The organism is Streptomyces sp. NPDC051183 (assembly GCF_040682455.1).
Classification (GTDB): Bacteria; Actinomycetota; Actinomycetes; order Streptomycetales; family Streptomycetaceae; genus Streptomyces.
The window spans coordinates 1-25337 of the sequence record NZ_JBFBBA010000066.1 but is presented as its reverse complement, the minus strand read 5'-3'; the positions used below and the strand labels follow the sequence as shown (position 1 = coordinate 25337).

Here is a 25337-nt window from a genome sequence, read left to right as displayed (position 1 = left end):
GCACGACGGCGGAGCTCAAGCGGGTAACGGGAAGGTCGTGCCATGACTCGATCCTTTCATGAAATCGAGTCTCCATTCGACACGGGGCGGTTCAGTTCAGGAGGCCCCGGCCTTCCGGGACACTTCCCACTACGACGACTGGGGGAACAAATACGACCCCGGCATCGGCTACCAGCGTTGGAGCTCCCCTACGGGTCTTGAGCGCTACTACGTTCAGCTCGACACCGGTGACCTGGGCGACAAAAGCATCAAGAAGGCCTCGCTCTTCGCGACCCAGTCCCAGGCCGCCGACTTCACCTGCTCCAACACCTACGGCGTGACCTTGCACGCCACCGACAGCATCGGGTCCGGCACCACCTGGAACAGCCAGCCCTCGGACTGGGGCACGATCGGCACCAGCACGCTCAACAGTGTCGGCAGCGACAACTGCCCGGGCACTACCCGTGGCGAGTGGGATGTTCGCGACCACCTGGCCGCCAACCACGGGCGTGGAAGCCTCACCTTCGGGCTGTTCGCGGCCGACGAGTCCAAGAACAGCGGCAACAACTCCTTCAAGCGGTTCACCCGTGACCGCAACAACCTGCCGTTCCTGTACATCGAGTACAACCGGGCCCCTAAGGAGCCCTGGTCGCTGTCGATGACGCCCGCGCCGAAGAACCCGAACGGCAACGGCTGCGGCTGGGTCGGCGCCACCACCTACGCCGGCCTGAGCCTGACCGCCGCGATCGGCGACCCCGACAACCAGCCCGCCTCCGCGCTGTTCTACGTCGCCGACACCGCCAACGGCGCCATCGTCTACGACAGCGGCCGCGTCGCCGAGGCCACCAATGACCACTGGGCATCCGCCCACCCCACCAACCTCCTGGACGGGCACACGTACTCCTGGCGGGTCGCCTCGAACGACGGCGACCGGGACTCCACCTGGGCCACCGGCTGCACCTTCACCATGGACACCCAGCCCCCGTCCGTCCCCGTCGTCACCTCCGCCGAATACCCGCCGTCGGGCACCCTGCCCGGCTCCTCCCAGCACATCGGCCAGGCCGGCACCTTCCAGATGAAGGCCGCCGACCCGCTCAGCGGCGTCCTGTACTACGAATGGGCCTTCAACTCGCAGATCCCCGTCGGCGGCGCCAACCGCATCGACGCGGCAGCCGACGGCACCGCCTCGATCCCGCTGACCCCTACGACCTGGGGCACCAACGTCCTGCGCGTGCAGTCCGTCGACCGCGCCGGGAACCGCTCCCAGCCGCAGACGTACACCTTCTACGTCCCCGACAACCCCAACGCCAAGACCACCCTCGGCGACATCACCGGCGACGAGCGCGTCGACTTCATCGCGCCAGCCGACAACGGCGACCTCATCGTCTACCCCACCGCCACCGACCCCGCCGCAGGCGGCATCCTCGCCTCCAACGCCGCCAACAGCCCTGGTGGCAAGGGCTGGGGCAGCGGCACGCTGACCACCCACCGCGGTGGCAACGGCATCTACATCGACGACCTGTGGACCTACCGCGACGGACAACTCAAGCTCTACCGCAACTCGCTCACCCAGGGCGGCCTCGCAGCCAACGGCGGCCTCTACTACCACGCCAGCAAGGCCCTGACGGTCAAGCGCCCGTCTGTAGCCACCTGCACCGTGGCGCCAACCGGCCAGCCCTGCGGGGCTGAATACGCCTCGAACTGGACCCTGGTAAAGCAGATCGTCGCCGTCGGTGACGCACTGCCGGAGGCGGATATCGCCCCCCGAAACGATCTGCTCACCGTCGAGAGCAACGGCTCCGGCCTCTCACAGCTGGTGCTCTTCCAGGGCGCGGGCTCTGTCGGATCCCTGCGTGATCCAGTCGCCCTCGTTCTCAGTTCCTCCGGGTGGGACAACCTCACCCTCATCGCCCCCGGTGACGCCACCGGTGACGGCCTGCCCGATCTGTGGGCCCGCGACAACACCACCGGCGACCTCTACCAGTACGCCAACGAAGCCGGGAACCCCGCCGCCCTCGGCGACCACACCAAGCGCACCAAGATCAGCACCGGCCTCACCGCCGCCGCGCAGCCCGTCGTCGGATCTTCCGGCGACACCAACGCCGACAACGTCCCCGACCTGTGGACCCTCGACAGCCGCCACCGTCTGACGACCCGCAACGGCACCACCACCAGCGGCAAGGTCACCGGCTTCGGAGTCCCCAACACCATGGGCGACGCCCGGATCTCCACCTCCCACTGGAAGCTCAACGAAGGCACCGGCACCACCGCCACCGACCTCCGCGGCCGTACCAACGCCACCCTCAGCACCACCGGCACCACCTGGGCCGACGACACCGTCGCCGGCACCGCCACCAAGGTCATCGACCTGGACGGGACGCTGAACACCGACGGCACCGGCAGCGCCGTCACCACCACCGGGCCCGCCCTCGACACCAGCAAGAGCTTCACCGTCTCCGCCTGGGCCAAGGCCGACAAGAACGACGGCGTCGTCGTCAGCCAGAACGCCCAACGCGGCAGCGGCTTCATGCTCTGGAACGACGGCCAAGGCACCTGGCGCTTCGCCCTCGCCCGCCAGGACACCGACGGCTGGGACTACGACCAGACCGGCACCCTCAACGACGCCGCCAAAGCCCAGCTCGGCGCATGGACCCAGCTCACCGCCAGCTACGACGACACCACCGGCCTCATCGCCCTCTACGTCAACGGCACCCTCGCCGGCACCGGCCACCACGCCAAAACCACCTGGAAGGCCACCGGCCCCCTGGTCATGGGCCGCTACCAGTACCAGGCCAAGCCCTCCATCCCCCTCGACGGCCGCATCAGCAACGTCACCGTCTACGACCACTCCACCGTCCCCTCCGCCACCAGCACCAAGCTCGTCTCCGCGCTGAGCGAGACCAAGTGCGCCGACGACAACACCGGCAGCACCACCGACGGCAACCGCATCCAGATCTGGGACTGCAACGACAACAACGGCGGCGCCGCCCAACAGTTCGAGATCCGCGAGAACGGAGAACTCCGCATCCTCGGCAAGTGCCTGGACACCGTCAACGCCGGCACGGCCAGCGGCACCCCCGTCCAGCTCTGGACCTGCAACAACACCGGATCCCAGCAGTGGCTCCCCACCGCCACCAACGGCTTCTACAACCCGCAGTCCGGCCGCTGCCTCGACGTCCCCAACGGCCGCACCGACAACGGCACCCAGCTTCAGATCTGGGACTGCAACGGCTCGAATCCCCAGCGCTGGACCGCCACCGGCCTGGCTTCCCCGCTGGCCAACAGCTGACATCAAGGGGCACTGGGACGGCCGTCATCGTGAGCTCACGGTGGCGGCCGTCGCCGTGTCCGGGTGTCGGAGCCGCGACGTACGCTGCCCGCATGATCAACGCGCAGACGCACATACGCATCGCCCGGCCCTCGCGGGACCTCGCCGCCGTTGAACGGTTCTACGTCGGCGGGCTCGGGCTCGACGTGCAGTGGCGCACCACCGAGCGGGTGTCCGGCAAGCACGACCTGGTGATGGTCGGGCCCGCCGGGGGCGGTTGGCACTTCGAGCTCACCCACGACCCCGAGAACCCGGTCGAGCCCGCGCCCACCGTGGAGGACCTGTTCGTGGTGTACCTCGGCGAGGCTCCGGACGAGGCGCTCGTCCAGCGGCTCGTCGAGCACGGCGGGACCCGGGTCGCCGCGCACAACCCGTACTGGGACGAGTTCGGGGTCACCGTCGAGGACCCGGACGGCTATCAGCTCGTGCTCTGCTCCCGTACCTGGGGCTGAGGCGAGCCCTCAGGCGCCCGTAGCCCAGTACTTCGACAAGGCCGCCTCCTTGTACGGTGCCGGGCTCACGCTCAGGTCACCGGCGAAGGGGCGGTCCAGCGCGACCACCAGCAGCAGGCTGAAGCCGATCAGCCCGGCCACCGCGGACACGAACAGCAGTTGCATCTTCAGGCTGCGCAGCCCGAACAGGAAGGTCAGCGGCAGGATCACGAACGCGCCTCCGTACACCAGCACTTGGAGGAGCAGCGGCAGCGATGTCTCGGCCATCGAGACGCGCGCCCTGCGCTGCGCGGCGACGTCGTTGAGGCGGCTGACGGCTTCGGCGTAGAACGTCTCGGCGCGGGTGCCGGACGGCTCGTACGCCTGGAGTGCCTCGTACAGGGCCTGGGTCTGGGGCGCGGTGGCCTCGTAGCTGGGCTTGCCCTCGCGCATCAGCGGCCACTGCACTTCCACGACGGCGTGTGCGTACGCGCCCACCGCCTGTTCCACCCGCGCCCGGTCGGCCGGCGGAAACGTCTCCGCGCTCCGTACGACGAGGGCCAGGTCGGTGGCCTCGGTGGCGACGATGGTCTGGGTGTTCTCCAGCTGCGTCCACAGGGTGACGACGACGAAGGCGAGGATGATGCCGTAGATCGCGCCGAACATGCCGAGTGCGACGCCGACCATCTCGTTGTGGTCGCCCTTGGCGAGGTGCGGGAAGCGGCGGCGGGCGGCAGCGCTCCCGGCCGCGGCGAGGAGGGTGAGGCCGCCGACGAGGAGCACGGCGATGACGAAGGTGCTGAGGTGGTTGAGCAGCCAGAGAATCATGGCCTGTTCAACGAGCACCCCTGTGGGAGAGGGCGGCCTCCTGGGCGTCGAGGAGTTCGTCCCAGTGTTCGCGCGTCCACTCACAGGCCGCGTCCAGCGGGCCGAGCAGCCCGCGGCCGAGCGGGGTGAGGGCGTACTCGACGCGGCGCTCGGGGGGCGCGTGCTCGGTGCGGGTGACGAAGCCGCCCTGCTCCAGCCCGCGCAGTGACTGCGTGAGGGACTTGGAGGTGATCTCGCGCAGCGGGACCTTCAGTTCGGAGAAGCGGCGCGGGCCGTCCTGGAGGCAGCGCAGGATCAGGGTCGCCCACTTGTCGCCGATCCGGAACGGGACCAGGGGCGAGGGGCAGACGGGGTCGAACATCTCCGGATCCAGGGGCTGTTGCGTCATGATCGCCACCGTACGTCGGTATCCGGTCGGTAACCAGGCCTCGTCCTACGCTCGCCCCATGACGACGACGAACGAGCAGACGGACAAGCAGGAGACGGGCGCCCGCATCATCGTGTTCGGCGGGCGCGGCCGAGTCGGGCGGGCCGTGGTCGCGGAGGCGCGGGCCCGGGGGTACGAGGTGACCGTGGCGGGCCGGGCCGAGGGCGAGGTGACCTCGGCGGCGGACGTGGCGCGGCTGGCGGCGGGGCACGACCTGGCCGTGGCGGCGGTGTACGACCCGCAGGTGGGTCCCGGGGAGTTCTTCCCGGCCGCGGCGCGAGCCCTCGCGGCGGGGCTGCCGGGGGCGGGGGTCCGGCGGCTGGTGTCCGTCGGGCTGGCTTCCGTACTGCCCACCGAGTCGGGGGCGTTGCTGATGGACACCCCGGGGTATCCGCAGGAGTGGCGGGAGTTCTACGTCGGCCACGCCGCCGGCACCGAGGCCCTGCGGGCGGCTTCGGCGTCGGCCGGGCTGGACTGGGCGGTGCTGAGCCCGGCCGGGGACTTCGCCGACGGGGAGCCCGCGGGGGGCTACGCCTTCGGCCCCGCGGACGCCGCCGGGCGGATCTCGCACGCGGACTTCGCCCGGGCGGTGCTGGACGAGGCCGTGGCCCCGACGGTGCACGCGGCGCACGCCGGGGTGACGGGGGCGGCGGGGTGACCGACAGCCCGAACCCCTGGGTCGCCGAGCACATCCGCCGCTTCGAGGAGACCGGCGGGGTGCCGCGGCCGGGGATCCGCGACCTGCTGCTGACGACCCGGGGGCGCAGGTCCGGTCTGCCCCGCCGGACGGCGCTGGCCTACGTACGGCACGGGGATGCGTACGTGCTCACGGCGTCGAACGCGGGGGCCGACCGGCACCCGGCCTGGTACCTGAACCTGGCGGCCGACCCGGCGGTGACCCTCCAGGTCGCCGCCGAGACCTTCCCGGCGGCCGCGCGGCGCGCGAGCCCGGCCGAGGCGCGGCGGCTGTGGCCGGTGGTGGTGGCCGCGATGCCCTCGTACGCGGCGTACCGGGAGGCCACGGAGCGGGAGATCCCGCTGGTGCTGGTGACCCGTACGGGCTGAGTCAGCCGACGCTCGGGGTCTTCGGCAGGCCGGTGGACAGGGCGCTCCCGGCTCCCGCGAGGGAGGAGTCGGTCGCCTTCGACGCGGACCCGGCGGCGGCCGTGGTGACGGCGACGGCCGTCTTCGCGTCCTGGACGGTCTGCGCGGGGTGGTCGACGATGTCGACGGCGCGCTCGACGATCGGCTGCCCCTTGGCGGGCTGTTCGTCCGCGTGCGCGACGGCGGGAGTCAGTACGAGTGCGGCGCCCCCGGAAAGCACCAGGGCGGCAAGGCTGCGCTTCATGGCGTTCATGCCCCACCCAACGACCCGCCCACCCCCGTGGTCACCGCGCACCACCACTTTGGGGTGAGCCTCGCTCTACCCACCCCCTCACCACTATGACGCTTGCGTAAGAGGACACACCATGAGCCAGAGGCCCGACCCTGCCGCCAAGAGTGCCCGCTGGGACGACCTGGTCGAGGAATTCGGCTTCTCCGACGCCGAGCGAGCCGAGATCGACCAGGGCGCGGCCGAGATGATCGCCGTCGTGCGGGCGCACCGTCTGGCGGAGGTTCGCAAGCGGCAGCAGACGACGCAGGTCCAGGTCGCCGAGGCCATGGGGGTCACGCAGGCACGCGTTTCCCGGATCGAGAACGGCGAGCTGGCGCGCAGCGAGGTCGAAACTCTCGCCGCCTACGTCAGGGCCCTCGGCGGCAAGCTGAAGATCGTGGCCGACTTCGGGGACGAGCAGTACGTCCTCGGGTGACCACGACCGCCGGGGCGGAAACGGCCGGGGCCCCGGATCGGGGGGATCGATCCGGGGCCTCGGGATGACACAGCAGTGGGCGGGGAGGGGCGGGCCTCCCGGGGGGTGCGGTGGGGGTCAGTCGTTGACCACCAGGGACGGGGTCGACTTCGTCAGGACCTCGCCGCGGAAGAAGGCCGGGCTGCGGCGTTCCGTGACGAACATGATGGCCAGGCCGAGGGCCAGCAGGCCGACGCCGATGACGAAGACGTTGCCGACGCCGAGGCCGGGGATGTGCGAGCCGGAGCCGTAGGACGGGTCCCAGGCGTCGTACAGGGTCTTGAAGAAGACCGCGGCGAGGAGGAGGCCGCCCAGGACGGGGAAGACGGCCTTGAAGAACAGGGCGCGCGCGGAGGTGCGCAGCTCGCGGCGGAAGTACCAGGCGCAGGCGAAGGCCGTCAGCGAGTAGTAGAAGCAGATCATCAGGCCGAGCGCGAAGATCGTGTCGGTCAGGACGTTCTCGCTGACGAGGGTCATCACCGTGTAGAACGCGCCGGTGGCGGCGCCCGCGACGATCGTGGCGCGGCCCGGGGTCTTGAACCGCGGGTGGACCTTGGCGTAGGCGGGCGGCAGGGCCTCGTACGTGGACATGGCCAGGACCGTGCGGGCCACCGGGATGAAGGTGGTCTGCAGGGAGGCGGCGGCGGAGGCCAGGACCGCGACGAAGAGCAGGATGCCGAGCATCGGGCCCATGACGGGCCCGGCGAGGGCGGCGAAGACGTTGCCGGAGGTCTCCTCGTTGGCGAGGCCGAGGCCTTCGCCGCCGGAGCCGACGGCCATCTGGGCGGCGACTCCGGTGGCCAGGTACGAGCCGACCAGGACGACCATCGCGATGAGCGAGGCGCGGCCGGGGGTCTTGGCGGAGCCGGTGGTCTCCTCGTTGGTGGCCAGGCAGGCGTCCCAGCCCCAGTACATGAAGATCGAGAGCGAGAGTCCGGCGGTGAAGGCCGCCATGGACTCGACCGCGAAGGGGTTCATCCAGGACCAGGAGAAGTCCAGGCCGGTGTCGAAGGTGCCGGCGGAGGCCTTCTGGAAGGCCATGGCCACGAAGACGGCGAGCACGACGAGCTGGAGTCCGACGAGCGCGTACTGGATGCCCTTGGTGGCCGTCATGCCGCGGTAGCTGATGGCGGTCGCGATGGCGATGAGGGTGAGGCAGGTGGCGATGTGGACGAGCTTGTTGTCGTCCAGGGCCGCGACCGACGGGTTGTTCGTGATCTCCCCGGCCAGGAGCCAGAAGTAGGAGGTCGCGACGCCCGCGAGGTTGGAGAGCACGATGATCGTGGCGATCACCAGGCCCCAGCCGCACATCCAGCCGATCCGCGGCCCGAAGGCCTTGACGGTCCAGGTGAAGGAGGTGCCGCAGTCCGGCATGGCCTTGTTGAGCTCGCGGTACGCGAAGGCGACCAGGAGCATCGGCAGGAAGCCGGCCAGGAAGATCGCCGGCATCTGCACGCCGACCTCGCCGGCGGTGGAGCCGAGGGTGGAGGTCAGGCAGTAGACGGGCGCGACGGTGGAGATGCCGATGACGGCGCTTCCCATCAGGCCGACGGAGCCCTTGCCCAGACCCTTGCCGCGTACGTCGCCGCTGCCCTGTGCGACGCCGCTTACCGTGTCTCCGGCCTGCGGCCGAACGTCCAGCTGTGTCATGGGTCAGGACGTTAGATGCTGCGGTTTCCACATCTGGAGGACTTAAGTCCGGAAGTCCACAGGCTCAAATCCCTTGGAATCTCGCGATCGAGACAGTTCACGAGCGCGCAATACAAGGTTCACTTAGGCATCCGCCCATGGTTAAACAGGCCCTGGATGTGAGGTTCCGTCATGCGGAAACCGCAGGCTTGCCCGTTATGCGCCTTTTGAGATTTCCCGAGTGATCGCCGTCACACCCCCGCGGGACCGCGGCCCCACCCGCGGTCCCGCCCCCTTCCCCGCCTTCCGCCTCAGCCCGTCCAGACGATCGACTGCGTCTCGCTGTACGCATGCAGGGCGTACGAGCCCACGTCCCGGCCCACGCCCGACCGCTTGAAGCCGCCGAACGGCGCCTCCATGTTCCGGCCGATCGTGTTGACGCCGACCCCGCCCGACCGCAGCCGCCGGGCCACCCGGAACGCGCGCGCCGAGTTCCCGGACCAGACGTAGCTGATGAGGCCGAAGTCGCTGTCGTTGGCCAGCCGGACCGCCTCCTCCTCCGCAGCGCCGCCCTCCCCCTCGAAGGGGACCACCACGACGACCGGGCCGAAGATCTCCTCCCGGACCACCCGCATGTCGCTCGTGCAGTCCACGAGGAGGGTGGGGGCCACGTAGAAGCCCTTGCCCTCAGAGCCGACGACCGGGCGCTCGCCGCCGTACGCGATGCGCGCGCCCTCCTTGCGGCCCAGCTCGACGTACGACTCCACCCGGTCGCGGTGCGCCGCCGAGATCACCGGGCCCACCACCGTGCCGCGCTCCGCCGGGTCGCCGACCTTCATGAAGGCCAGGTAGCCGGTCAGCTTCTCGATCAGCTGGTCGTAGACCGCGCGGTGGGCGATCACCCGGGTCGGGGCGGTGCAGATCTGCCCGGAGTAGAAGGAGAAGGTGGTGCCGATCCCCATCACCGCCGCGGAGAGGCCCGCGTCGTCCAAGTCCTCGAAGACGACCGCCGCGCCCTTGCCGCCCAGCTCCATCAGCTGCCGCTTCATGGTCCGCCCGCAGACCTCGGCGATGCGCTGGCCGACGCCCGTGGAACCGGTGAAGGACACCATGTCCACGTACGGGGAATCGACCGCGGCCTCGCCGATCTCCACCGACTGACCGTTCACGACGTTCACCACGCCCGCCGGGACCCCCGCCTCCGCGAGCGCCTCGGCCATCTTGAACACCGACAGCGGGTCCTGCGGGGCCGGCTTGACCACCACCGTGTTGCCCATGGCCAGGGCCGGGGCCACCTTGCCCGCCGGGTTCGCCCACGGGTTGTTGTACGAGGTGATGCAGGTGACGACCCCGACCGGCTGGCGCACCTCCAGCGCGCCCAGGACGCTCGCCGCGCCCATCGGGCCCGCTTCGGTGACCTGCGGGGGCAGGCCCCGCTCGACCGGTTCCAGGGCGCCCTTCGCGTACCGCCGGAAGCGGGTCACCCCGACGCCGACCTGCATGCCGCGGGCGATCCCGGTGGGCGCGCCCGTCTCCGCCTGGGCCAGGGCCGACCAGGGCTCGTACTCCCGCTGGATGATGTCGGCGGCCCGGTCCAGGATCGCCGCCCGCGCCTCGGGCGTCGTACGGGACCAGCTCTCGAAGGCCTCGGCCGCCGCGCGGGCCGCCTGCTCGACCTGGCCTCGCGAGGCCTCGGGAGCCAGGCCGACCACCGATTCGTCCGCCGGGTTGAGCACCTCGTAGTGCCCGCCCTCGGGCTCGACCCACTCGCCGCCGATGTAGAGCCGTTGTGCGGTCAACGCGTACTCACCGTCCTCGTGTCCCGGCCGGAGCGGAGCACGATCCCGGGGACCGCCCCCGTCACCTCGTCGTCGCGGATGGTCTCCACGCCGTTGACGCGCACCGACACGATGCCGATCGCCCGCGCGTCCAGCCGCGGGCTGTCGCCGGGCAGGTCGTGCACGAGCGTGGCGGGTCCCGCCTCGATCCGCTCGGGGTCGAAGAGGACCAGGTCGGCGTGGTACCCCTCGGCGATCCGGCCGCGCTCGCGCAGGCCGAACAGCCGGGCCGGGTCGTCGGTGAGCATCCGTACCGCCTGCTCCAGCGGCACCAGCTTGCGGCCGCGCAGGCAGTCCCCGAGGAACCGGGTCGTGTACGGGGCCCCGCACATGCGGTCCAGGTGCGCGCCCGCGTCGGAGCCGCCGAGCATGACGTCCTCGTGCTGCCAGGTCTCCTGGCGCAGGGCCCAGCTCGCCGGGTCGTTGTCGGTCGGCATGGGCCACAGCACCGTGCGCAGGTCGTCGTTGGCGCAGATCTCGACCAGGCACCGGAAGGCGTCCTGGCCGCGCTCGGCGGCGATGTCGTCGACGACGCGGCCCGAGAGGCCCTCGTTCTCCTTGCTGTACGTGTCACCGATGACGTAGCGCCCGAAGTTGGCCAGGCGCCGGAAGACCCCGGCCTCCTTGCTGTCGGCGCGGCGCAGCATCTCGGCCCGTACGTCCGGGTCGCGCAGCCTCTCGATCCGCTCCGGGACGGGCAGGCCGAGGACCTCGCCCCAGCCGGGGATGAGGTTGAGCGCGCAGAAGGTGCCGAGCGACATGTTCATGGGGGTCAGGATCGGCATCGTCAGTGCCACGATCCGGCCGCCGGCCTTGCGGGCGCGCTCGCTCGGGACGAGCTGGCGCGGGACGCGTTCGGGGACGGCGGCGTCGATGGTCAGGACGTTCCAGTTCAGCGGGCGGCCCGCGGCGGCGCTCATGTCGACGAAGAGGTCGATCTCCTCGTCGGAGAACTGGTCGAGGCAGCCCGCGACGATGGCTTCGAGCTGGGTGCCCTCGTGTTCGGCGACGGCTCTGGAGAGGGCGAGGAGCTCCTCGGGCGCGGCGTGGCGGGAGGCGACGGGGGCGCCGGCTCCGTCGGAGTGGGTGGAGGACTGGGTGGTGGACAGGCCCCAGGCCCCGGCGTTCATGGCGTCGTGGAACAGGTCGAGCATCTGCTGGAGCTGCTCGGGGGTGGGCCGGCCGCCGACGGCGTCCTCGCCCATCACGTGGCGGCGCAGGGCGCAGTGGCCGACCATGAAGCCGGCGTTGACGGCGATGCGGCCTTCGAGTGCGTCGAGGTACTCGCCGAAGGTGGACCAGGTCCAGTCGACGCCGTCTTCGAGGGCCTTGAGGGCCATGCCCTCGACCTTGCTCATCATGCGGCGCGTGTAGTCGGCGTCCTCGGGGCGGTCCGGGTTGAGGGGGGCCAGGGTGAAGCCGCAGTTGCCGCCCGCGACGGTGGTCACGCCGTGGTTCATGGAGGGGGTCGCGTACGGGTCCCAGAACAGCTGGGCGTCGTAGTGCGTGTGCGGGTCCACGAAGCCGGGGGTCAGGACGAGCCCGGTGGCGTCCTCGCTGGTGGTGGCGGGTTCGGTGACCGATCCCGGTGCGGCGATGACGACGATCCGGCCGTCGCGCACGCCGACGTCCGCGATGCGGGCCGGGGCGCCGGTGCCGTCCACGACGGTGGCGCCCTTGATCAGGTGGTCGAGCATGACGTCCCTTCTGCCGGTGTTCGCCTTGCAGTCCGTGTCCCGGGGCTCGGTGCGGGGCCGAGGCCCGACGTGCGGCCAGGGCCCGATGTGGGCCGGGGCCCGATGTGGGCCGGGGCCCGATGTGGGCCGGGGCCCGATGTGTGCCGGGGCTGCCGAGGGCCCCGGTCGGGGGTCGCCGGCCGGCCGCGGCCTTGACCTCCGGCCGGGGCCGGTTCGGGGCGGCGGTCCGGGAAGACGCCGCCCCCGTCCTCGGGGGCCCGGGGCCTGGGAGCCCGCGGCCTAGGAGCCCGCGGCCTCGCGGAAGCGGGTGGTGCGGTGGACCGGGTCGGTGTCGATGTGCGGGATCACGTGCTCGCCGATGAGCTTGATCGTGGTCATGGTGTCCTCCGGGGACACCCCGGTCGGCAGGCCGAAGGAGAGCTGGTCGGCGCCGGCCTCCTCCCAGCGCTTGCACTGCGCGCGGACCTCGTCCGGGTCGCCGCAGATCAGCAGTTCCTCGGCGATCAGCAGCTCGATGATCTCCGCGTTGTACTCCGGCAGCGTCTCGGGCCACTGCGGGATCGCCTCGGGCCGCGGGAAGGTGTCGTGGTAGCGGAAGACCAGCGACTGGAAGCGGTTCATGTTCGCGTTGACCGCTATCTCCACGGCCTTGTCGTGGGTCTCGGCACAGATCGCGGTCGAGGTGACCATGACGTTGTCGTTGACGAAGGCGCCGATGGCCTTCGCCTCCTGGACGGCCGTCTTGTACTGGTCCAGCACCCAGGCCATGTCGGAGACCTTCTGCACGCTGAAGCCCAGCACGCCGAGGCCCTTCTTCGCCGCCATCGCGTACGAGGCGGGCGAGCCGGCGGCGTACCACATGGCCGGGTGGGCCTTCCCGTACGGCTTGGGGAAGATCTTCCGCGGGGGCAGGGACCAGTGCTTGCCCCGGAACCCCTCGTATTCCTCCTGGAGGAACATCTTGGGGAACTCCGCGATGGTCTCCTCCCAGATCTCCTTGGTGCCGTTCATGTCCTCGATGCCGGGGAGGAACCCGAGGATCTCGTGGCTGCCGGCGCCGCGGCCGGTGCCGAACTCGAAGCGGCCCTTGGAGAGGTGGTCGAGCATGGTGACCTTCTCGGCCACCTTGACCGGGTGGTTCACCGGGGCGAGCGGGTTGAAGATGCCGGAGCCGAGGTGGATGCGCTCGGTGGCGTGGGCGAGGTACCCGAGGAACACCTCGTTCGCCGACAGGTGCGAGTACTCCTCCAGGAAGTGGTGCTCGGAGGCCCAGGCGTACTTGAAGCCGGACTTGTCCGCCTGGATGACGTACTCGGTCTCCTCGATCAGCGCCTTGTGCTCTGCCTCGGGGTCGACCTTGGACCGCGCCTCAGGCACGTATCCCTGCACAAAGAGCCCGAATTCCAAGGGGGTTCACCGTCCTTTGGTTTCTGACGTTGCGTCAGATTCGATGCCACGACTGTTCCATCGCAAGGGCGCGAGCGTCAATACCTGACGCTTCATCAGATACCTCGTCAGAGAACGCTGACGCCCGCCATCCAGCCGCCGTCGATGACGAACGGCTGGCCGGTGATGTACGAGGAGTCCTCGCCGGTCAGGAACAGCGCGAGCTTCGCGATCTCCTCCGGCTGCCCGACCCGCCCCATCGGCACGACCCGCTGGTAGAGCTCGGCCATCGCGTCCCTGGCCTCGTCCGTCATGTTCGCCGGGTCCAGCAGCCCCGGGTTGGCCATCGGCGTGTCCACGGCGCCCGGGCACATCGCGTTGACCCGGATGCCCTTGGCCGCCAGTTCCAGCGCCGCCACCCGGGTGAGGCCGAGGATGGCCGCCTTGGTCGCGGCGTACGCGCCGACGTACGCCATCCCCGTCAGGCCCGTGTACGAGGAGGTGTTCACGATCGTGCCGCCACCGGCCGCCTCGATCTCGGGGGCCACCGCCTTGATGCCGAGGAAGGCCCCGACCTGGTTGACCTCGACCACCTGGCGGAACTCCTCCAGCGGAGTCGAGGTGAGCTCGTTGAAGCGCAGGATGCCCGCGTTGTTGACCAGGCCGTCGACCCGGCCGAAGGCCTCCTTCGCCGCTGCGACGGCGGCCGCCCAGTCCTCCTCCCGGCTCACGTCCATCCGTACGTACCGGGCGCGGTCCTCGCCTATCTCCTTGGCGACCGCCGCGCCCTGCTCGTCCAGCACGTCGCCGAGGAGCACCTTGGCGCCCTCGGCGGCGAAGAGGCGGGCCTCCTGCTCGCCCTGGCCGCGCGCCGCGCCGGTGATGATGACGACGCGGCCGTCCAGCTTGCCCATGACGTACTCCTAGTCATTGAGGAGCGGGGCCACTTCGGCCCCGAACGCGGTGATCTGGTCCACGAGTTCGGCGCGGTCGCGGCTGCGGAAGCGCACCTGGATCTGGTCCACGCCGAGCGCCCCGTATTCCCGCAGGGACTCGGCGAGCGCCTCCGCCTTGCCGGTGAGGGTCCGCCGTCCGGTGTCCCAGCCGGGCTCGCCGACGTAGAGCGCCTCGGTGATCGCGCCGAACTCGATGGGGTCCTGGACCCCGGCGGCCGCGCGGAGCTCCTTGATACGGGCGATCTGGCCCGGGAGCTTGTCGCGCGGGTCGCCCTGCGGGAGCCAGCCGTCGCCGCGCACGGCGGCGCGGCGCACGGCCGCGGGCGAGGAGCCGCCGACCCAGACGGGGATCCGCTCCTGGGACGGCCGGGGCAGCTGGCCGAGGTCCTTGAAGGAGAACCGCTCGCCCTCGAACTCCGGGTACTCATCCGGCCCGAGGGCCGCGCGCAGGGCGTCGAGGGTCTCGTCGAGGACGGCCCCGCGGCGCTCGAAGTCCGCGCCGAGGACCTCGAACTCCTCCTGGACGTGCCCGGCGCCGACGCCGAGGATCAGCCGGCCGCCGGAGAGGTGGTCGACGGTGGCGTACTGCTTGGCGCTGAGCAGCGGGTGGCGCAGGCCGAGGATCGCGACGTGGCTCAGCAGCCGTACGCGCTCGGTGACCCCGGCCAGGAAGGCCAGGGTGGCGACCGGGTCGTACCAGACGGTGCTCATGGGGCCGGCGAGCCGGCGCGGGATGGCCACGTGGTCGCAGGTGGCGACGTACCCGAAGCCCGCCCGGTCGGCGGCCCGCGCGATCTCGGCGAGATCGGCCGCGCCGGCCGATGCCTCCCAGGGTTCGGCGTAGATGGTGCTCTGCGACTGGATCGGGAGCTGCATCCCGTAGACCAGCCGACCTTCCGGAAACACGCGAGCCATGCCGTCCCCGCCTCGTCCTCGTCTGCCGATTCGTCATACCGACGCCGGGGGCCATCGTCGTAGCTGACGGTCCGTCAGGCAAGAGGTACGGGGCGGCCGCGTCGAGTGAGGATTGCGGGTACGGGTGCGTACCCGTACCCTGGATGGATGGGAAGGAGCACGACGATGGCCGACGCCAACATCCGCATCCCCGAGGAAGCCAAGGACAGACTCGCCGCCATAGCGGCATCCGAGGGTCTGTCGCTGCGCGCCTACTTGGCCCGGCTGGCCGAAACCCTGCTGACCCCGGCCGAGCGCGCGGAACGCGCCGAGCACGCACGCGTCGCGCTGCGCGCGTGGAACGGCTACGCGCCGACGGCCGCCGAGCAGCAGGAACTGGACAGCGAACTGGACCGGCGCCTGCACGGGGCGAGGCCGCGGTGACCGAGCCGATGCACATCGTGCTGGACGAGACCGCCATGACCGCCGCCGGTCAGGGCAACGTTCTGGCCTCCCGCCTGATCCACCGCGCACACGCCGAGGCGGACTGGTTCCTCTACGCCCCCTCGTGCGCGCTGGTCGAGGCCGACCGGGACCGGCCCGGCACGGCGGAGCACCTCGCTGCCCTGCCCGGCATCATCGTGCTCGACCTGGACCTGCCGGCGGCGCTGGCGGTCGCCCGGCACAAGACCTGGGCCGCGGCCCATTGCCTGCACACCTCCCAGCCCACCGCGGAGCGGCCGGACGGAGCGATCGTCGCCACCACGGACCCCAAGCGGTGGGAGGGCGAGCCAGTCCGCGTACTGGACCTCACGCCCTGAGCGCGGGATCCCTGGGGGTTGCAGGGGGCTGTGCCGGGGGCGGGCGAAGCTCTAGGGTCGGCGGGTGGATCTGTTTCTCACCGTCGTCAGCGGGATCGCGTGGACCGTGGTCTACGTCGAGGCGATCCGCGTCGGGCTTCGGGACCGGACGTACGCCATGCCCGTCGCGGCGCTCGCGCTGAACTTCGCGTGGGAGTCGACCTACGCCGTGAACGAGTTCCTCGGCGGGGTGTCCGCGCAGGGCGTCGTCAACGTGGTGTGGGCGCTCGCCGACATCGTGATCATCTACACCTACCTGCGGTTCGGGCGCGCGGAGCTCCCGGAGACCGTGACCCGGCCGCTGTTCGCCGCCTGGAGCATCCTCGTCTTCGCCACCGCCTTCGCCGTGCAGTGGCTCTTCCTCGCCCACTTCGGCACCCACGACGCGACCCGGTACTCCGCCTTCCTGCAGAACCTGCTGATGTCCGGGCTGTTCATCTCCCTCTACGCCGCCCGGCGCGGCCCCCGCGGCCAGTCGCTGGTCATCGCCGTCGCCAAATGGCTGGGAACCCTCGCCCCGACGGTCCTCTTCGGGGTGATCGAGGACGCGCCGTTCATCCTCGGACTCGGCATCCTGTGCAGCGTCTTCGACCTCGCCTACATCGTGCTGCTGCTGCGGGACCGGAGCCGGCCGGCCGACGGGCCGCAGCCGTCCCTCAGAATCCTGCCGGCCCCATCGCGATGACCGGCTTCGCGGCCGGGTCGAGGGTCTCCAGCACCTTCTTCATGGCCTCCTTCGGGATGCCCACGCAGCCCTGCGAAGGCCCGTCGTGGTCCACGTGGAGCCAGATGTTGCCGCCCTTGCGCTCGCCGTCCGGCTTGGTCGGATCCAGCGGCGAGGTCCCGGGCCTGCGGTTGAAGTCGATCGCGACGACGTAGTCGAAGGAACCCGCCAGCAACTCCCCCTCGACACCCCGGCCCGACGCGACGAAGGAGCGGTTGCGGTCGTACGGCAGCTTGGTGCCCTGCGGCTTCGCCAGCAGCCCGCCCGCGTCGGTCAGCGCGAACACGCCCTGCGGGGAGGTCAGATCCCCGTACGTGCGCTCCGTGGACCAGCCCTTCGCACCGTTGCGCGCCGGCCAGCTGTCGGCCTTCGCCCAGTCCGCACCGGCCGCCGGGCGGGTGTACAGGGTGACGGTGGAGTGCGAGGAGTCCTTCGCCTCGCCCGTCACGAGGACGAGCTGGCGGGAGTCCGCGGGGATCTGCGCCCGGGTCTGCTCGCTGAGGTCGGGCAGACCCTGGAGCGCCTCGCGGTGCTCCCCGCGCGCGGCGCGGTCCTGGGCGGGCGGGCGGTCGTCGGCGGCCAGTGCCTGCCGGGGGTCCGCGCCGGGCTTCTCGTACACGGCGTACGCCCAGCTCGCACCGAAGGTCAGCAGGCCGAAGGTGGCGCCGATGGCCAGCGAACGCGGGCGCCTGGAACGGGAACGGGCTCGGGCGTGCTTGCTCATTGACCCGACCGTACTACACCGTCGATCTTCCGCTCCGGCTCGGTGTCAAGCCCTCGGGGCCCCCGGAAGGGGGGAACCGGACCCGGACCGTGAGCCCGCCCTCCGGTTCCGCATTGGCCTCGGCGAGGAGCTCGGCGCCGTGCGCGCGGGCGATCGACGCGACGATGGAGAGACCCAACCCGGCGCCCTCACCTGCGGTGTGCTGCCGCTCGGCGCGGCGGCGGAAGGGCTCCAGGAGGCCGGGAACGTCCTGCGGCGCTATCACCGGGCCGGTGTTGGACACCGTCAGTTGCCCGTGCAGTTCCCCGTCGGCGGAGGTCGTCAGGGTGATCCGGCCGCCCGCACGGTTGTGACGTACGGCATTGGCGAGCAGATTGCGCACCAGGTGGCCGAGCAGGGTCGCATCGCCCGTCACCGTCAGGGGCGCGAGGGCGCGTACGACGGTGAGGCCCGCGCCGTCGGCCTCCTCCTCGACGGCGGCCAGTTCGGCCTCCGCGACGGCCGTGAGGTCCACCGGTCCGGCGCTCTCCAGGCCCTCCTCGGAGACGGCGAGCAGCAGCAGGGACTCGATGAGGTGCTGGCTGGAGTCGGCGACGCCGATCAGCTTGGAGCGGATACGGGCCACCTTCTCCGGCGGCGGATCCCCGGCGAGGCCGATCTCGGCGGCCGCGCGCTGGACGGCGAGCGGGGTGCGCAGCTCGTGGGCGGCGTTGGCGGCGAACCGGCGCTGCGCGCCCACCAGGTCCTCCATCCTGCCGAGCATCCCGTCGAAGGTGTCGGCCAGCCGCTTGAGCTCGCCGGGCGGGGCCTTGAGGTCGATGCGTTCGTGGAGGTTCGCGGCGGAGAGGCGGCGCGCGGTCTCGGTGATCACGCCGACGGGGCGCAGCACGCGGCCGGCCATCCACCAGGCGAGCCAGATGGACAGCAGTGCGAAGGCGGCGAGGGCGAGGAGGGAGACGACGAGCAGCTCGTGGAGGGTGGCCTGCTCGACGGCGGAGGTGAGGTTGCGGGTGGCCTTCCACTGCTCCAGCTGCTCGGGGGCCGGGGTCGGCGCGCCCGGCTCGACCCCGGGGAGCTTCTGGGCGGGGACGGGGGTGCGGCCGCCTTCGACGAAGGGAGGGTATTTCCCGTCGGCGTCGGGGATGACGCGGGTGGTCATGACGGCGCCGCTGATGCGGGTGTAGAGGCCGTTGCGGAGCAGGACGTTGATCAGTGCGATCAGGCCGCCGCCGGCGAGGAGGAGCAGGGAACCGTAGAGGGCGGTGAGACGGGCGCGCTCGGATCGGAGCACCGCTCTCATTGCGGAGCGCCGATCCGGTAGCCGGCGCCGGACACCGTCTCGATCAGCGGCGGCTCGCCCAGCTTGGCGCGCAGCTTGCTCAGGGTCACCCGTACGGCATTGGTGCTGTACGAGGTGTCCTCCTCCCACACCTGCTCGATCAGGTCGTCGCTGCTGAGCACCGCCCCCTCGGCGCGCAGCAGCGCCTCCAGCACCGCGAACTCCTTGCGCGACAGCGAGAGCCGGCGCCCCTCCCGGGTCGCGGTCCGGCGCGCGGTGTCGACGGCGACGCCCGCGCCCTCCAGGACCGGGGGCAGGGCCGGCTGGGCGCGCCGACCGAGCGCCAGGACGCGGGCGAGGAGCTCGTCGTAGGCGAAGGGCTTGGTGAGGTAGTCGTCGGCGCCCAGGCCCAGGCCCTCCACGCGGTCCCGTACGGTCCCGGACGCGGTCAGCATCAGCACCCGCGTCAGCAGCCGCTCGCGCACCACCTGCCGGCAGACCTCGTCGCCGTGCAGGCCGGGCAGGTCGCGGTCCAGGACGAGGACGTCGTACGCGCCCAGGCGCAGGCGCCGCAAGGCCTCCAGGCCGTCGCTCGCCTCGTCGACGGCGAGCGCGTCGCGGCGCAGACCCTCGGCGATCATCTCCCGGAGGAACTCCTCGTCCTCCACCACCAGAACTCGCATGCCGTCCTCTTTACCCGAGAAGGGCATTTCGCCGTTGTAAGCGCGAGCCGTTAGGGAAGCGAAACCCGCGCTTCGCGCAGGCTCGGCCGCATGAAGCGATCCATGACGATGACCACGGCCGCGGTGCTGACCGGGCTGACCCTCTTCGTGACGGCCTGCACCGGAGGCTCCGGCTCCGCGGACGGCAAGGACGGCAAGGACGGCAAGAAGGACGGGTCCTCCTCGAACGCCGCGAGCGGCGGTGCGGGCGGGGGCGGTGGCGCGGACGCCGACAAGGCCCTGAAGGTGCGCAAGTGCCTGCGCGACAACGGCGTCGACGCCCCCGACCCGGAGCCCGGCCAGGACCCGCGGGGCATGACCCTCGGCGGGAACGCCGACTCGGAGGCGGTCAAGAAGGCCTTCGAGAAGTGCGGGCTGGACGCCCCCGGGTCGGGTCCCGGGCCCTCGCAGGAAATCAAGGACAAGGCGCTGAAGACGGCCAAGTGCATGCGCGACAAGGGCTTCGACGTGCCGGACCCGGAGTTCAAGGGCAACGCCATGAGCAGCACCCGGATACCCGACGGCGTGGACAAGCAGGCCTTCATGGACGCGATGAACCAGTGCGGGTCGGAGTGAACAAGCGCGGAAAGTGGCTGCTGGGCTCGCTGGCCGTCGTCCTCGCCGCCTCGGGCGGCGGGTACGCGGTCGTCGCCCAGCCCCACGGCGACGGAGACGGCGACCGCTCGCGGCAGCAGCGTACGGACGGCATGCCGCCCGGGACGGCGCCGGTCACCCGCGGGGACCTGAGCTCCGGCCTCAAGGTCGAGGGCACCCTCGGGTACGCGAAGGAGCGCAAGCTCAGCGCGGGCGGCGGCAGCGGCGGCGGTACCGGCGGCGCGGGCTCCCCGGGCGCAGACTCGGGCGGTGCAGGCTCGGGCAGCCCGGGCTCCGGCGGGGGCGGCGGCTCCGCGGTGCTGACCTGGGTCGCCGGCGCGGGCACGGCGATCGAGCGGGACGGCAAGCTGTACGAGGTCAACGGCAAACCGGTACGTCTCATGTACGGCAGCACCCCCGTGTACCGGGCCATGAAGTCCGGGGACAAGGGCGACGACGTCAAGCAGCTGAAGTCCAACCTGCTGGCCCTCGGCCTCGGCACCGGCCTCGACGCCTCCGACGGCACCTTCACGGCGGGCACGGCCACCGCCGTGAAGCGCTGGCAGAAGTCGCACGGCATGAAGGAGACGGGCGAGGTCGGCAAGGACGACATCGCCTTCGCGTCCGGTCCGCAGCGGGTGCAGAAGAACGACATGGCGGTCGGCGACGACGCCGGCGCGGGCAAACCCGTGATGACCCTGACCGGGACCGAGCGGATGGTCCGCTTCCAACTGGAGGTGGCCAAGGCGGGCGCGGCCAAGGTCGGCGACCAGGTCACCGTGACCCTGCCCGGCGGCGGCACGGCCACGGGCAGGATCGAGTCGATCGGCAACACCGCCAACCCCGACGACCCTGGCACGGGCGGCTCCGGGGGCGGGGGCGGGGGTGGCGGCGACAAGAAGCCGAAGGTCGACGTCAGCGTCACCCTCGACAACGCCTCCGACGCCAAGGGCCCGGACCAGGCCCCGGTGTCGGTGAACCTGACCGGCGAGACCCGCAAGGGCGTGCTCTCCGTACCGGTCAACGCACTGCTCGCGCTCTCCGGCGGAGGGTTCGGCGTCCAGGTCGTCGAGGACGGCAAGGTGCGCGAGGTCAAGGTCGAACTCGGCATGTTCGGCAAGGGCCGGGTCGAAGTGAAGGGGGACTCCCTCAAGGAGGGAACGCAGGTAGGGGTCCCGAAATCATGAACACGCACGCCCGCCCGGTCGTCGAACTGACCGACGTCACCAAGGAGTACCCCGGCCCGGTCCACGCCCTGCGCGGGGTGGACCTGACCGTCATGAGCGGCGAACTCCTCGCCATCGTCGGCCCGTCCGGCTCCGGCAAGTCCACCCTGCTTCACATCGTCGGCACGCTGGACCGCCCGACCGCCGGACGGGTCGCCATCGCCGGGTACGACATCGCGACCCTCTCCGACCGGGCCCTGTCGGCCCTGCGCTCGCGCCACGTCGGCTTCGTGTTCCAGTCCTTCCACCTCGTACCGGGCATCAGCGCCAAGGCGAACGTCGCCGAAGGACTGCTGTACTCCGGCCTCTCCCGGGCCGAGCGCGGCCGCCGCGCCGAGCACGCGCTGGAGCGGGTCGGCCTCGGCGACCGCATGGACCACCGGCCGCACGAACTCTCCGGCGGACAGAAACAGCGCGTGGCCATCGCCCGGGCGGTGGCGGGCGAGCCGGACCTGCTGCTCGCCGACGAGCCGACAGGCGCGCTGGACACGGCGTCCGGCGAATCGGTGATGGAGCTGCTCCACGAGCTGAACCGGGACGGGGCCACCATCGCCGTGATCACCCACGACAACGAGATCGCCGCCAGCCTGCCCCGGCAGGTGCGCATCCGCGACGGCGAGATCGTCGCGGACGTGTGGAACGCGGCGGCCGCGTCCGGGGCGGGTGTCGCGTGAGGCGCGCCGGTACGAGTACCCGTGCCCGCAAGCTGACACCGCCGCGGCTGCGGCCCCGGGACGTCCTCCACGTGGGGTCGGCCGGGCTGCGCTCCCGCCCCATGCGGGTGTTCCTGTCCGCGCTCGGGATCGCGATCGGCATCGCGACGATGATCGCGGTGGTCGGCATCTCGTCCTCCAGCCAGGCCAAGCTGCTGCGCGAACTCGACAAGCTGGGCACGAACATGCTGGTCGCGACCCCGGGTCAGTCGATGTTCTCGGGCCAGGACACCAAGCTGCCGAAGGAGGCCCCGGGCATGATCGCCCGTATCGACGGGGTCGAGTCGGTCGGCACGACGGGCGACGTACCGGAGGCAGTGCGGCGCAGCGAGAACATCCCGAAGGAGGAGACCGGCGGCATCGCCCTGAAGGCCGCCAAGGACGACCTGCTGGGGACCCTCCGCGCGCGGATGCGCAGCGGCACGTGGCTCAACGACGCCACCGGCCGCTACCCGTCGGTCGTGCTCGGCAACGTCACCGCCGAGCGCCTCGGCATCACCGAGCCGGGGCGGCAGGTCTTCATCGCCGGCCAGTACTTCACAGTCATCGGCATCCTCGACCCCATCCCGCTCGCCCCCGAGATCGAGCGCTCCGCGCTGATCGGATGGGACGCGGCGCAGGAGCTGCTGGGCTTCGACGGGCACCCGACGGCGGTCTACGAGCGCTCGGCGGACGACCGGGTCGCCGAAGTCCGCGCGCTCATGGGCAAGACGGCCAACCCGCAGTCGCCGAGCACGGTCTCGGTGACCGACCCTTCGGCGGCGCTCCAGGCGAAGGCCGCCACCGAGGGTGCCTTCAGCACCCTCCTCCTGGGCCTGGGCGGCATCGCCCTGCTGGTGGGCGGGGTCGGCGTGGCCAACACCATGATCATCTCGGTACTGGAACGCCGCCACGAGATCGGCCTGCGGCGGTCGCTGGGCGCGACGAAGGGGCAGATCCGCATCCAGTTCGTCACCGAGTCCCTGCTCCTGTCCGGCCTGGGCGGCCTGGCGGGCATCGCCCTCGGCGGCGCGGCCACCGGCATCTACGCCCGCGCCGGCGACCTCCCCTGGGTGGTCCCCCTCTGGGCGGTCACAGGCGGCTTCGCCGCCACCCTGGCCATCGGCACCCTGGCGGGCCTCTACCCAGCGGTCCGTGCGGCCCGCCTGTCCCCGACGCTGGCACTACAGGCGGGGTGAGGGGGCGGGGGCGGGGGCGGCGGGGCGGGGGCGTGAGGGGCGGGTCGGGCGCGGGGTTTTGCGGTGCTGCTCCTGGGCGGGGGCGTTGACGGGTTTGGGGGGTTCCCGTCAGTCCCAGCGTCTCTCCGTGTCGGTCCGCCCTGTCAAGGGCGCTCCTTCGTCGCGTCGCTGCGCGATGGCCTTCGGCCACCCTTGACAGGCCGGCCCGCCACGGAAAGACAGGACTGTCGGGAACCCCCCAAAAGAACGGGCCGGGTGCTGATCCATGCCTTCCCGGCCCGGAACTCCCATGCAGGGCGGAACCCACCTGCGGGGACCAAAGACGACCCCAACCTGCCCCAAACAGCGGTGAGATGATCCTGGCGGGGGGTCAGGCGCCCCAAATCGCTACGCGCTCCTCGCGAATAGCGTCCGACGACCGTCTGGGGTTGGACATAAGCCGCCCACAATCGCTACGCGCTCCTCGACGACGGCGTCAGCGACCCTCTTGGGCTGGACATAAGCCGCCCACAATCGCTACGCGCTCCTCCAGGACGGCGTCAGCGGCCGTCTGTGGCTGGACATAGGCCGCCAACGATCGCTCGTGCTCCTCCGAGACGGCGACTGCAGGCTGCCAGTCCGCCCGCTGTCCCGGTGTGACGATCAGGGAGAGCGGGCGGCAGCGGCCGTCCGCGCTCAGGTGGAGCTTCGTGGAACCCGCCCCGCCACGGCCGAGGCCCTCACCTCCTGCACCACCTCCACCAGGCGGGCGACGAGGCCTCTGCCGCGATTCTTCACTCTGGCGTTCTACTGCTGCGTCCCCCTTTGAGGCGGGGTGGAGTCGACGGAGAGGTCCCAAGCGATCTCACCCGCTTCGTCAGCCTCGGCCTGGACCTGCTGGAGCAGGCGTTCCTTGGTTCCGTCGGCCGACCACAGCCGGTGACGTTCGTAAACCGCCTTCCACGGCCCGAACCGTTCGGGCAGGTCACGCCACTGGACCCCGGTCCGTACCCGGTGCAAAATCCCGTCGATCACCTGCCACAACGTCTGTTGCTGACCGGCAGGAACGGCCGTAGCCGTTCCCACTCCGCATCCGTCAGATCGCGCCGCCCCCTGTCATCCCCAAACGACGAGCAGACGGGACTCGATCGGGGGTTACGCCTGTGGTGGGCCCATGACGGACTGGCCGATCTGCTCTGCCAGCCAGGAGGCGTGTCGCTCCTCGGACCCATCGCGATTCCTGCGGCGCACGTGGACGAGCACAGTGTGGTCATCGGAGCGTTCGTCGAGGCTTTGGGTTCGGCAGTTGAACAGCAGCGAAACCCGGGCGTTGTTGGCTTCACCGGGGATGCCACGGTCCGGTACGTCGGGCCAGATCAAGCTCGACCACCAGATCTCGCCGATGTTCGCTCCAACCAAGGCGGCGAACTCTTCCTCGATGCTGTCAACGGCCCGGTATTCCATCGATGCCCAAAGCGGCAGGTGGGAGGCAAGGAAGTCCGGATCACTGGAGAGCTCGGGCGCGTGGACACCGCCGTGCAAGCCCGTCGGGTCGGAAGGATCCCGCGCCCATTCCTCGACATCCTCTTTCCGGAACCAGGCGTCCGGCAGCGCCTCGCGTATCCGCAACACTTCCGTGACGGTGCACAGCTCGACGTCCACTGACACCTCCGTGTACTGCTGGTCACCCACTGCCACAAGCTGACGCGCCACACGCAGAGCCAGTATCGGGTCGGTGGTTCGGAAGACCGGGTAGGCGATGGGGTTGGACATGCGAGCACTCTGTCACGACCAGCATCGAACCAAGATTCTTTTGAGGCCGTTGGGAGGCCGGTGGGCCTCTGACGGAGTCTGAGGTTGATGGATCCGGCCTCACGCTCCACCTGGACCGTTTCCCCCCTCCGGCAGGCCCCAACGGGCCCCACCCGCCCCACGAACCACAACAGCCCCAGACCGGGGCCAGTCGCGGGCGGTGGGAGGGCCTGAAGGTCGTGGGCGGCCTCTGCCCGGCCCTAGACGGGTGTCAGTCTCCGTCGTTGAGGGGCGTGAGGGTCGTGGTCGGCCCATGACCAGCCGCAGACGAGGGTCAGTCGCG

General features: G+C 71.0%; 26 protein-coding genes. 12 read left to right on the top strand and 14 right to left on the bottom strand.

From position 1 onward, the window contains the following. Positions 1–58: 58 nt before the first annotated feature. Both AB0M99_RS34950 and AB0M99_RS34945 read left to right on the top strand, forming a co-directional pair. Positions 59–3268: a ricin-type beta-trefoil lectin domain protein gene (locus AB0M99_RS34950; protein ID WP_365927781.1), complete on the top strand. Its 3210-nt coding sequence runs from the start codon at positions 59–61 to the stop codon at positions 3266–3268. A gap of 92 nt (positions 3269–3360) precedes the next feature. Next, complete coding sequence (locus AB0M99_RS34945; RefSeq protein ID WP_365927779.1) at positions 3361–3759, top strand: VOC family protein; 399 nt, start codon at positions 3361–3363, stop codon at positions 3757–3759. A gap of 9 nt (positions 3760–3768) precedes the next feature. On the opposite strand, the gene AB0M99_RS34940 is transcribed toward AB0M99_RS34945, so the two are convergent. Both AB0M99_RS34940 and AB0M99_RS34935 read right to left on the bottom strand, forming a co-directional pair. Next, complete coding sequence (locus tag AB0M99_RS34940; protein ID WP_365927777.1) at positions 3769–4566, bottom strand: DUF4239 domain-containing protein; 798 nt, start codon at positions 4564–4566, stop codon at positions 3769–3771. A gap of 7 nt (positions 4567–4573) precedes the next feature. Beyond that, a complete protein-coding gene (locus tag AB0M99_RS34935) occupies positions 4574–4954 on the bottom strand; it encodes a helix-turn-helix domain-containing protein (protein ID WP_365927775.1) in 381 nt (126 codons plus the stop codon). A gap of 58 nt (positions 4955–5012) precedes the next feature. Here AB0M99_RS34935 and AB0M99_RS34930 point away from each other — a divergent pair, with 58 nt between their 5' ends. Continuing rightward, a complete protein-coding gene (locus AB0M99_RS34930) occupies positions 5013–5651 on the top strand; it encodes an NAD(P)H-binding protein (RefSeq protein WP_365927773.1) in 639 nt (212 codons plus the stop codon). Continuing rightward, positions 5648–6058, top strand: coding sequence for a nitroreductase/quinone reductase family protein (locus AB0M99_RS34925; RefSeq protein WP_365927771.1), 411 nt, complete (start codon positions 5648–5650; stop codon positions 6056–6058). The genes AB0M99_RS34930 and AB0M99_RS34925 overlap by 4 nt, the downstream gene beginning before the upstream one ends. Position 6059: 1 nt before the next feature. Here AB0M99_RS34925 and AB0M99_RS34920 read toward each other — a convergent pair whose 3' ends face one another. Then, positions 6060–6350, bottom strand: a complete 291-nt coding sequence (locus AB0M99_RS34920) for a hypothetical protein (RefSeq protein ID WP_365927768.1) — start codon at positions 6348–6350, stop codon at positions 6060–6062. A 112-nt stretch (positions 6351–6462) separates the two neighbouring features. Here AB0M99_RS34920 and AB0M99_RS34915 point away from each other — a divergent pair, with 112 nt between their 5' ends. After that, positions 6463–6804, top strand: a complete 342-nt coding sequence (locus AB0M99_RS34915) for an XRE family transcriptional regulator (RefSeq protein ID WP_365927766.1) — start codon at positions 6463–6465, stop codon at positions 6802–6804. A gap of 117 nt (positions 6805–6921) precedes the next feature. Here the strand turns inward: AB0M99_RS34915 and AB0M99_RS34910 are convergent, their stop codons facing one another. The 6 genes from AB0M99_RS34910 to AB0M99_RS34885 all read right to left on the bottom strand — a co-directional run bounded on the left by AB0M99_RS34910 (position 6922) and on the right by AB0M99_RS34885 (position 15264). Then, entirely contained in the window at positions 6922–8493 is a 1572-nt protein-coding gene (locus AB0M99_RS34910; protein ID WP_365927764.1) for an APC family permease, read from the bottom strand. Positions 8494–8783: 290 nt separating this feature from the next. Then, positions 8784–10271 carry an aldehyde dehydrogenase family protein gene (locus AB0M99_RS34905; RefSeq protein WP_365927761.1) on the bottom strand — a complete coding sequence of 496 codons (1488 nt, stop codon included), beginning with the start codon at positions 10269–10271 and terminating at the stop codon, positions 8784–8786. Next, entirely contained in the window at positions 10268–12007 is a 1740-nt protein-coding gene (locus AB0M99_RS34900; RefSeq protein WP_365927759.1) for a D-aminoacylase, read from the bottom strand. The genes AB0M99_RS34905 and AB0M99_RS34900 overlap by 4 nt, the downstream gene beginning before the upstream one ends. A 279-nt stretch (positions 12008–12286) precedes the next feature. After that, complete coding sequence (locus AB0M99_RS34895) at positions 12287–13414, bottom strand: LLM class flavin-dependent oxidoreductase (protein ID WP_365927757.1); 1128 nt, start codon at positions 13412–13414, stop codon at positions 12287–12289. A 107-nt stretch (positions 13415–13521) separates the two neighbouring features. After that, positions 13522–14307: a glucose 1-dehydrogenase gene (locus AB0M99_RS34890; RefSeq protein ID WP_365927755.1), complete on the bottom strand. Its 786-nt coding sequence runs from the start codon at positions 14305–14307 to the stop codon at positions 13522–13524. A gap of 9 nt (positions 14308–14316) precedes the next feature. After that, positions 14317–15264: an LLM class F420-dependent oxidoreductase gene (locus AB0M99_RS34885; protein ID WP_365927753.1), complete on the bottom strand. Its 948-nt coding sequence runs from the start codon at positions 15262–15264 to the stop codon at positions 14317–14319. 165 nt (positions 15265–15429) lie between these two features. On the opposite strand from AB0M99_RS34885, the gene AB0M99_RS34880 reads away from it, so the two are divergent. The 3 genes from AB0M99_RS34880 (at position 15430) to AB0M99_RS34870 (ending at position 16788) form a co-directional block, all read left to right on the top strand. Further along, on the top strand, positions 15430–15687 hold the full coding sequence (locus tag AB0M99_RS34880) for a hypothetical protein (RefSeq protein WP_365927783.1): 258 nt from the start codon (positions 15430–15432) through the stop codon (positions 15685–15687). Then, the gene (locus AB0M99_RS34875; protein WP_365927751.1) at positions 15684–16064 is read left to right on the top strand and encodes a hypothetical protein; all 381 of its coding nucleotides are present in this window, start codon (positions 15684–15686) and stop codon (positions 16062–16064) included. The genes AB0M99_RS34880 and AB0M99_RS34875 overlap by 4 nt, the downstream gene beginning before the upstream one ends. Positions 16065–16128: 64 nt before the next feature. Next, positions 16129–16788 carry a hypothetical protein gene (locus AB0M99_RS34870; protein WP_365927749.1) on the top strand — a complete coding sequence of 220 codons (660 nt, stop codon included), beginning with the start codon at positions 16129–16131 and terminating at the stop codon, positions 16786–16788. Here the strand turns inward: AB0M99_RS34870 and AB0M99_RS34865 are convergent. From AB0M99_RS34865 to AB0M99_RS34855, 3 genes are read right to left on the bottom strand one after another with little or no spacing between them, the layout of a single operon-like run. Next, positions 16760–17551, bottom strand: a complete 792-nt coding sequence (locus AB0M99_RS34865; protein WP_365927747.1) for a hypothetical protein — start codon at positions 17549–17551, stop codon at positions 16760–16762. The genes AB0M99_RS34870 and AB0M99_RS34865 overlap by 29 nt on opposite strands. Before the next feature lie 13 nt (positions 17552–17564). Beyond that, a complete protein-coding gene (locus AB0M99_RS34860; RefSeq protein WP_365927745.1) occupies positions 17565–18851 on the bottom strand; it encodes an ATP-binding protein in 1287 nt (428 codons plus the stop codon). After that, positions 18848–19513, bottom strand: a complete 666-nt coding sequence (locus AB0M99_RS34855; RefSeq protein ID WP_365927743.1) for a response regulator transcription factor — start codon at positions 19511–19513, stop codon at positions 18848–18850. The genes AB0M99_RS34860 and AB0M99_RS34855 overlap by 4 nt, the downstream gene beginning before the upstream one ends. A 90-nt stretch (positions 19514–19603) precedes the next feature. Between AB0M99_RS34855 and AB0M99_RS34850 the strand changes: the two genes are divergently transcribed. Genes AB0M99_RS34850 through AB0M99_RS34835 form a run of 4 tightly spaced genes read left to right on the top strand, consistent with a single transcriptional unit; the run spans position 19604 to position 23263 of the window. Then, entirely contained in the window at positions 19604–20128 is a 525-nt protein-coding gene (locus tag AB0M99_RS34850; RefSeq protein WP_365927741.1) for a hypothetical protein, read from the top strand. Next, the gene (locus AB0M99_RS34845) at positions 20125–21333 is read left to right on the top strand and encodes a peptidoglycan-binding protein (protein WP_365927739.1); all 1209 of its coding nucleotides are present in this window, start codon (positions 20125–20127) and stop codon (positions 21331–21333) included. The genes AB0M99_RS34850 and AB0M99_RS34845 overlap by 4 nt, the downstream gene beginning before the upstream one ends. After that, positions 21330–22046, top strand: a complete 717-nt coding sequence (locus tag AB0M99_RS34840; RefSeq protein ID WP_365927737.1) for an ABC transporter ATP-binding protein — start codon at positions 21330–21332, stop codon at positions 22044–22046. Before AB0M99_RS34845 ends, AB0M99_RS34840 begins: the two co-directional genes overlap by 4 nt. Then, entirely contained in the window at positions 22043–23263 is a 1221-nt protein-coding gene (locus AB0M99_RS34835; RefSeq protein WP_365927735.1) for an ABC transporter permease, read from the top strand. The genes AB0M99_RS34840 and AB0M99_RS34835 overlap by 4 nt, the downstream gene beginning before the upstream one ends. A gap of 786 nt (positions 23264–24049) precedes the next feature. Here the strand turns inward: AB0M99_RS34835 and AB0M99_RS34830 are convergent. Next, the gene (locus AB0M99_RS34830; RefSeq protein WP_365927733.1) at positions 24050–24328 is read right to left on the bottom strand and encodes a transposase; all 279 of its coding nucleotides are present in this window, start codon (positions 24326–24328) and stop codon (positions 24050–24052) included. 69 nt (positions 24329–24397) lie between these two features. Then, entirely contained in the window at positions 24398–25015 is a 618-nt protein-coding gene (locus AB0M99_RS34825; RefSeq protein ID WP_365927731.1) for a hypothetical protein, read from the bottom strand. Positions 25016–25337: the final 322 nt, after the last annotated feature.

Bases quoted from the DNA above. Each gene is read 5' to 3' on its own strand.
- AB0M99_RS34950 (WP_365927781.1), top strand. From the start codon at position 59: ATGAAATCGAGTCTCCATTCGACACGGGGCGGTTCAGTTCAGGAGGCC.
- AB0M99_RS34945 (WP_365927779.1), top strand. From the start codon at position 3,361: ATGATCAACGCGCAGACGCACATACGCATCGCCCGGCCCTCGCGGGAC.
- AB0M99_RS34940 (WP_365927777.1), bottom strand. From the start codon at position 4,566: ATGATTCTCTGGCTGCTCAACCACCTCAGCACCTTCGTCATCGCCGTG.
- AB0M99_RS34935 (WP_365927775.1), bottom strand. From the start codon at position 4,954: ATGACGCAACAGCCCCTGGATCCGGAGATGTTCGACCCCGTCTGCCCC.
- AB0M99_RS34930 (WP_365927773.1), top strand. From the start codon at position 5,013: ATGACGACGACGAACGAGCAGACGGACAAGCAGGAGACGGGCGCCCGC.
- AB0M99_RS34920 (WP_365927768.1), bottom strand. From the start codon at position 6,350: ATGAACGCCATGAAGCGCAGCCTTGCCGCCCTGGTGCTTTCCGGGGGC.
- AB0M99_RS34915 (WP_365927766.1), top strand. From the start codon at position 6,463: ATGAGCCAGAGGCCCGACCCTGCCGCCAAGAGTGCCCGCTGGGACGAC.
- AB0M99_RS34910 (WP_365927764.1), bottom strand. From the start codon at position 8,493: ATGACACAGCTGGACGTTCGGCCGCAGGCCGGAGACACGGTAAGCGGC.
- AB0M99_RS34900 (WP_365927759.1), bottom strand. From the start codon at position 12,007: ATGCTCGACCACCTGATCAAGGGCGCCACCGTCGTGGACGGCACCGGC.
- AB0M99_RS34890 (WP_365927755.1), bottom strand. From the start codon at position 14,307: ATGGGCAAGCTGGACGGCCGCGTCGTCATCATCACCGGCGCGGCGCGC.
- AB0M99_RS34885 (WP_365927753.1), bottom strand. From the start codon at position 15,264: ATGGCTCGCGTGTTTCCGGAAGGTCGGCTGGTCTACGGGATGCAGCTC.
- AB0M99_RS34880 (WP_365927783.1), top strand. From the start codon at position 15,430: ATGGCCGACGCCAACATCCGCATCCCCGAGGAAGCCAAGGACAGACTC.
- AB0M99_RS34865 (WP_365927747.1), bottom strand. From the start codon at position 17,551: ATGAGCAAGCACGCCCGAGCCCGTTCCCGTTCCAGGCGCCCGCGTTCG.
- AB0M99_RS34860 (WP_365927745.1), bottom strand. From the start codon at position 18,851: ATGAGAGCGGTGCTCCGATCCGAGCGCGCCCGTCTCACCGCCCTCTAC.
- AB0M99_RS34855 (WP_365927743.1), bottom strand. From the start codon at position 19,513: ATGCGAGTTCTGGTGGTGGAGGACGAGGAGTTCCTCCGGGAGATGATC.
- AB0M99_RS34850 (WP_365927741.1), top strand. From the start codon at position 19,604: ATGAAGCGATCCATGACGATGACCACGGCCGCGGTGCTGACCGGGCTG.
- AB0M99_RS34840 (WP_365927737.1), top strand. From the start codon at position 21,330: ATGAACACGCACGCCCGCCCGGTCGTCGAACTGACCGACGTCACCAAG.
- AB0M99_RS34825 (WP_365927731.1), bottom strand. From the start codon at position 25,015: ATGTCCAACCCCATCGCCTACCCGGTCTTCCGAACCACCGACCCGATA.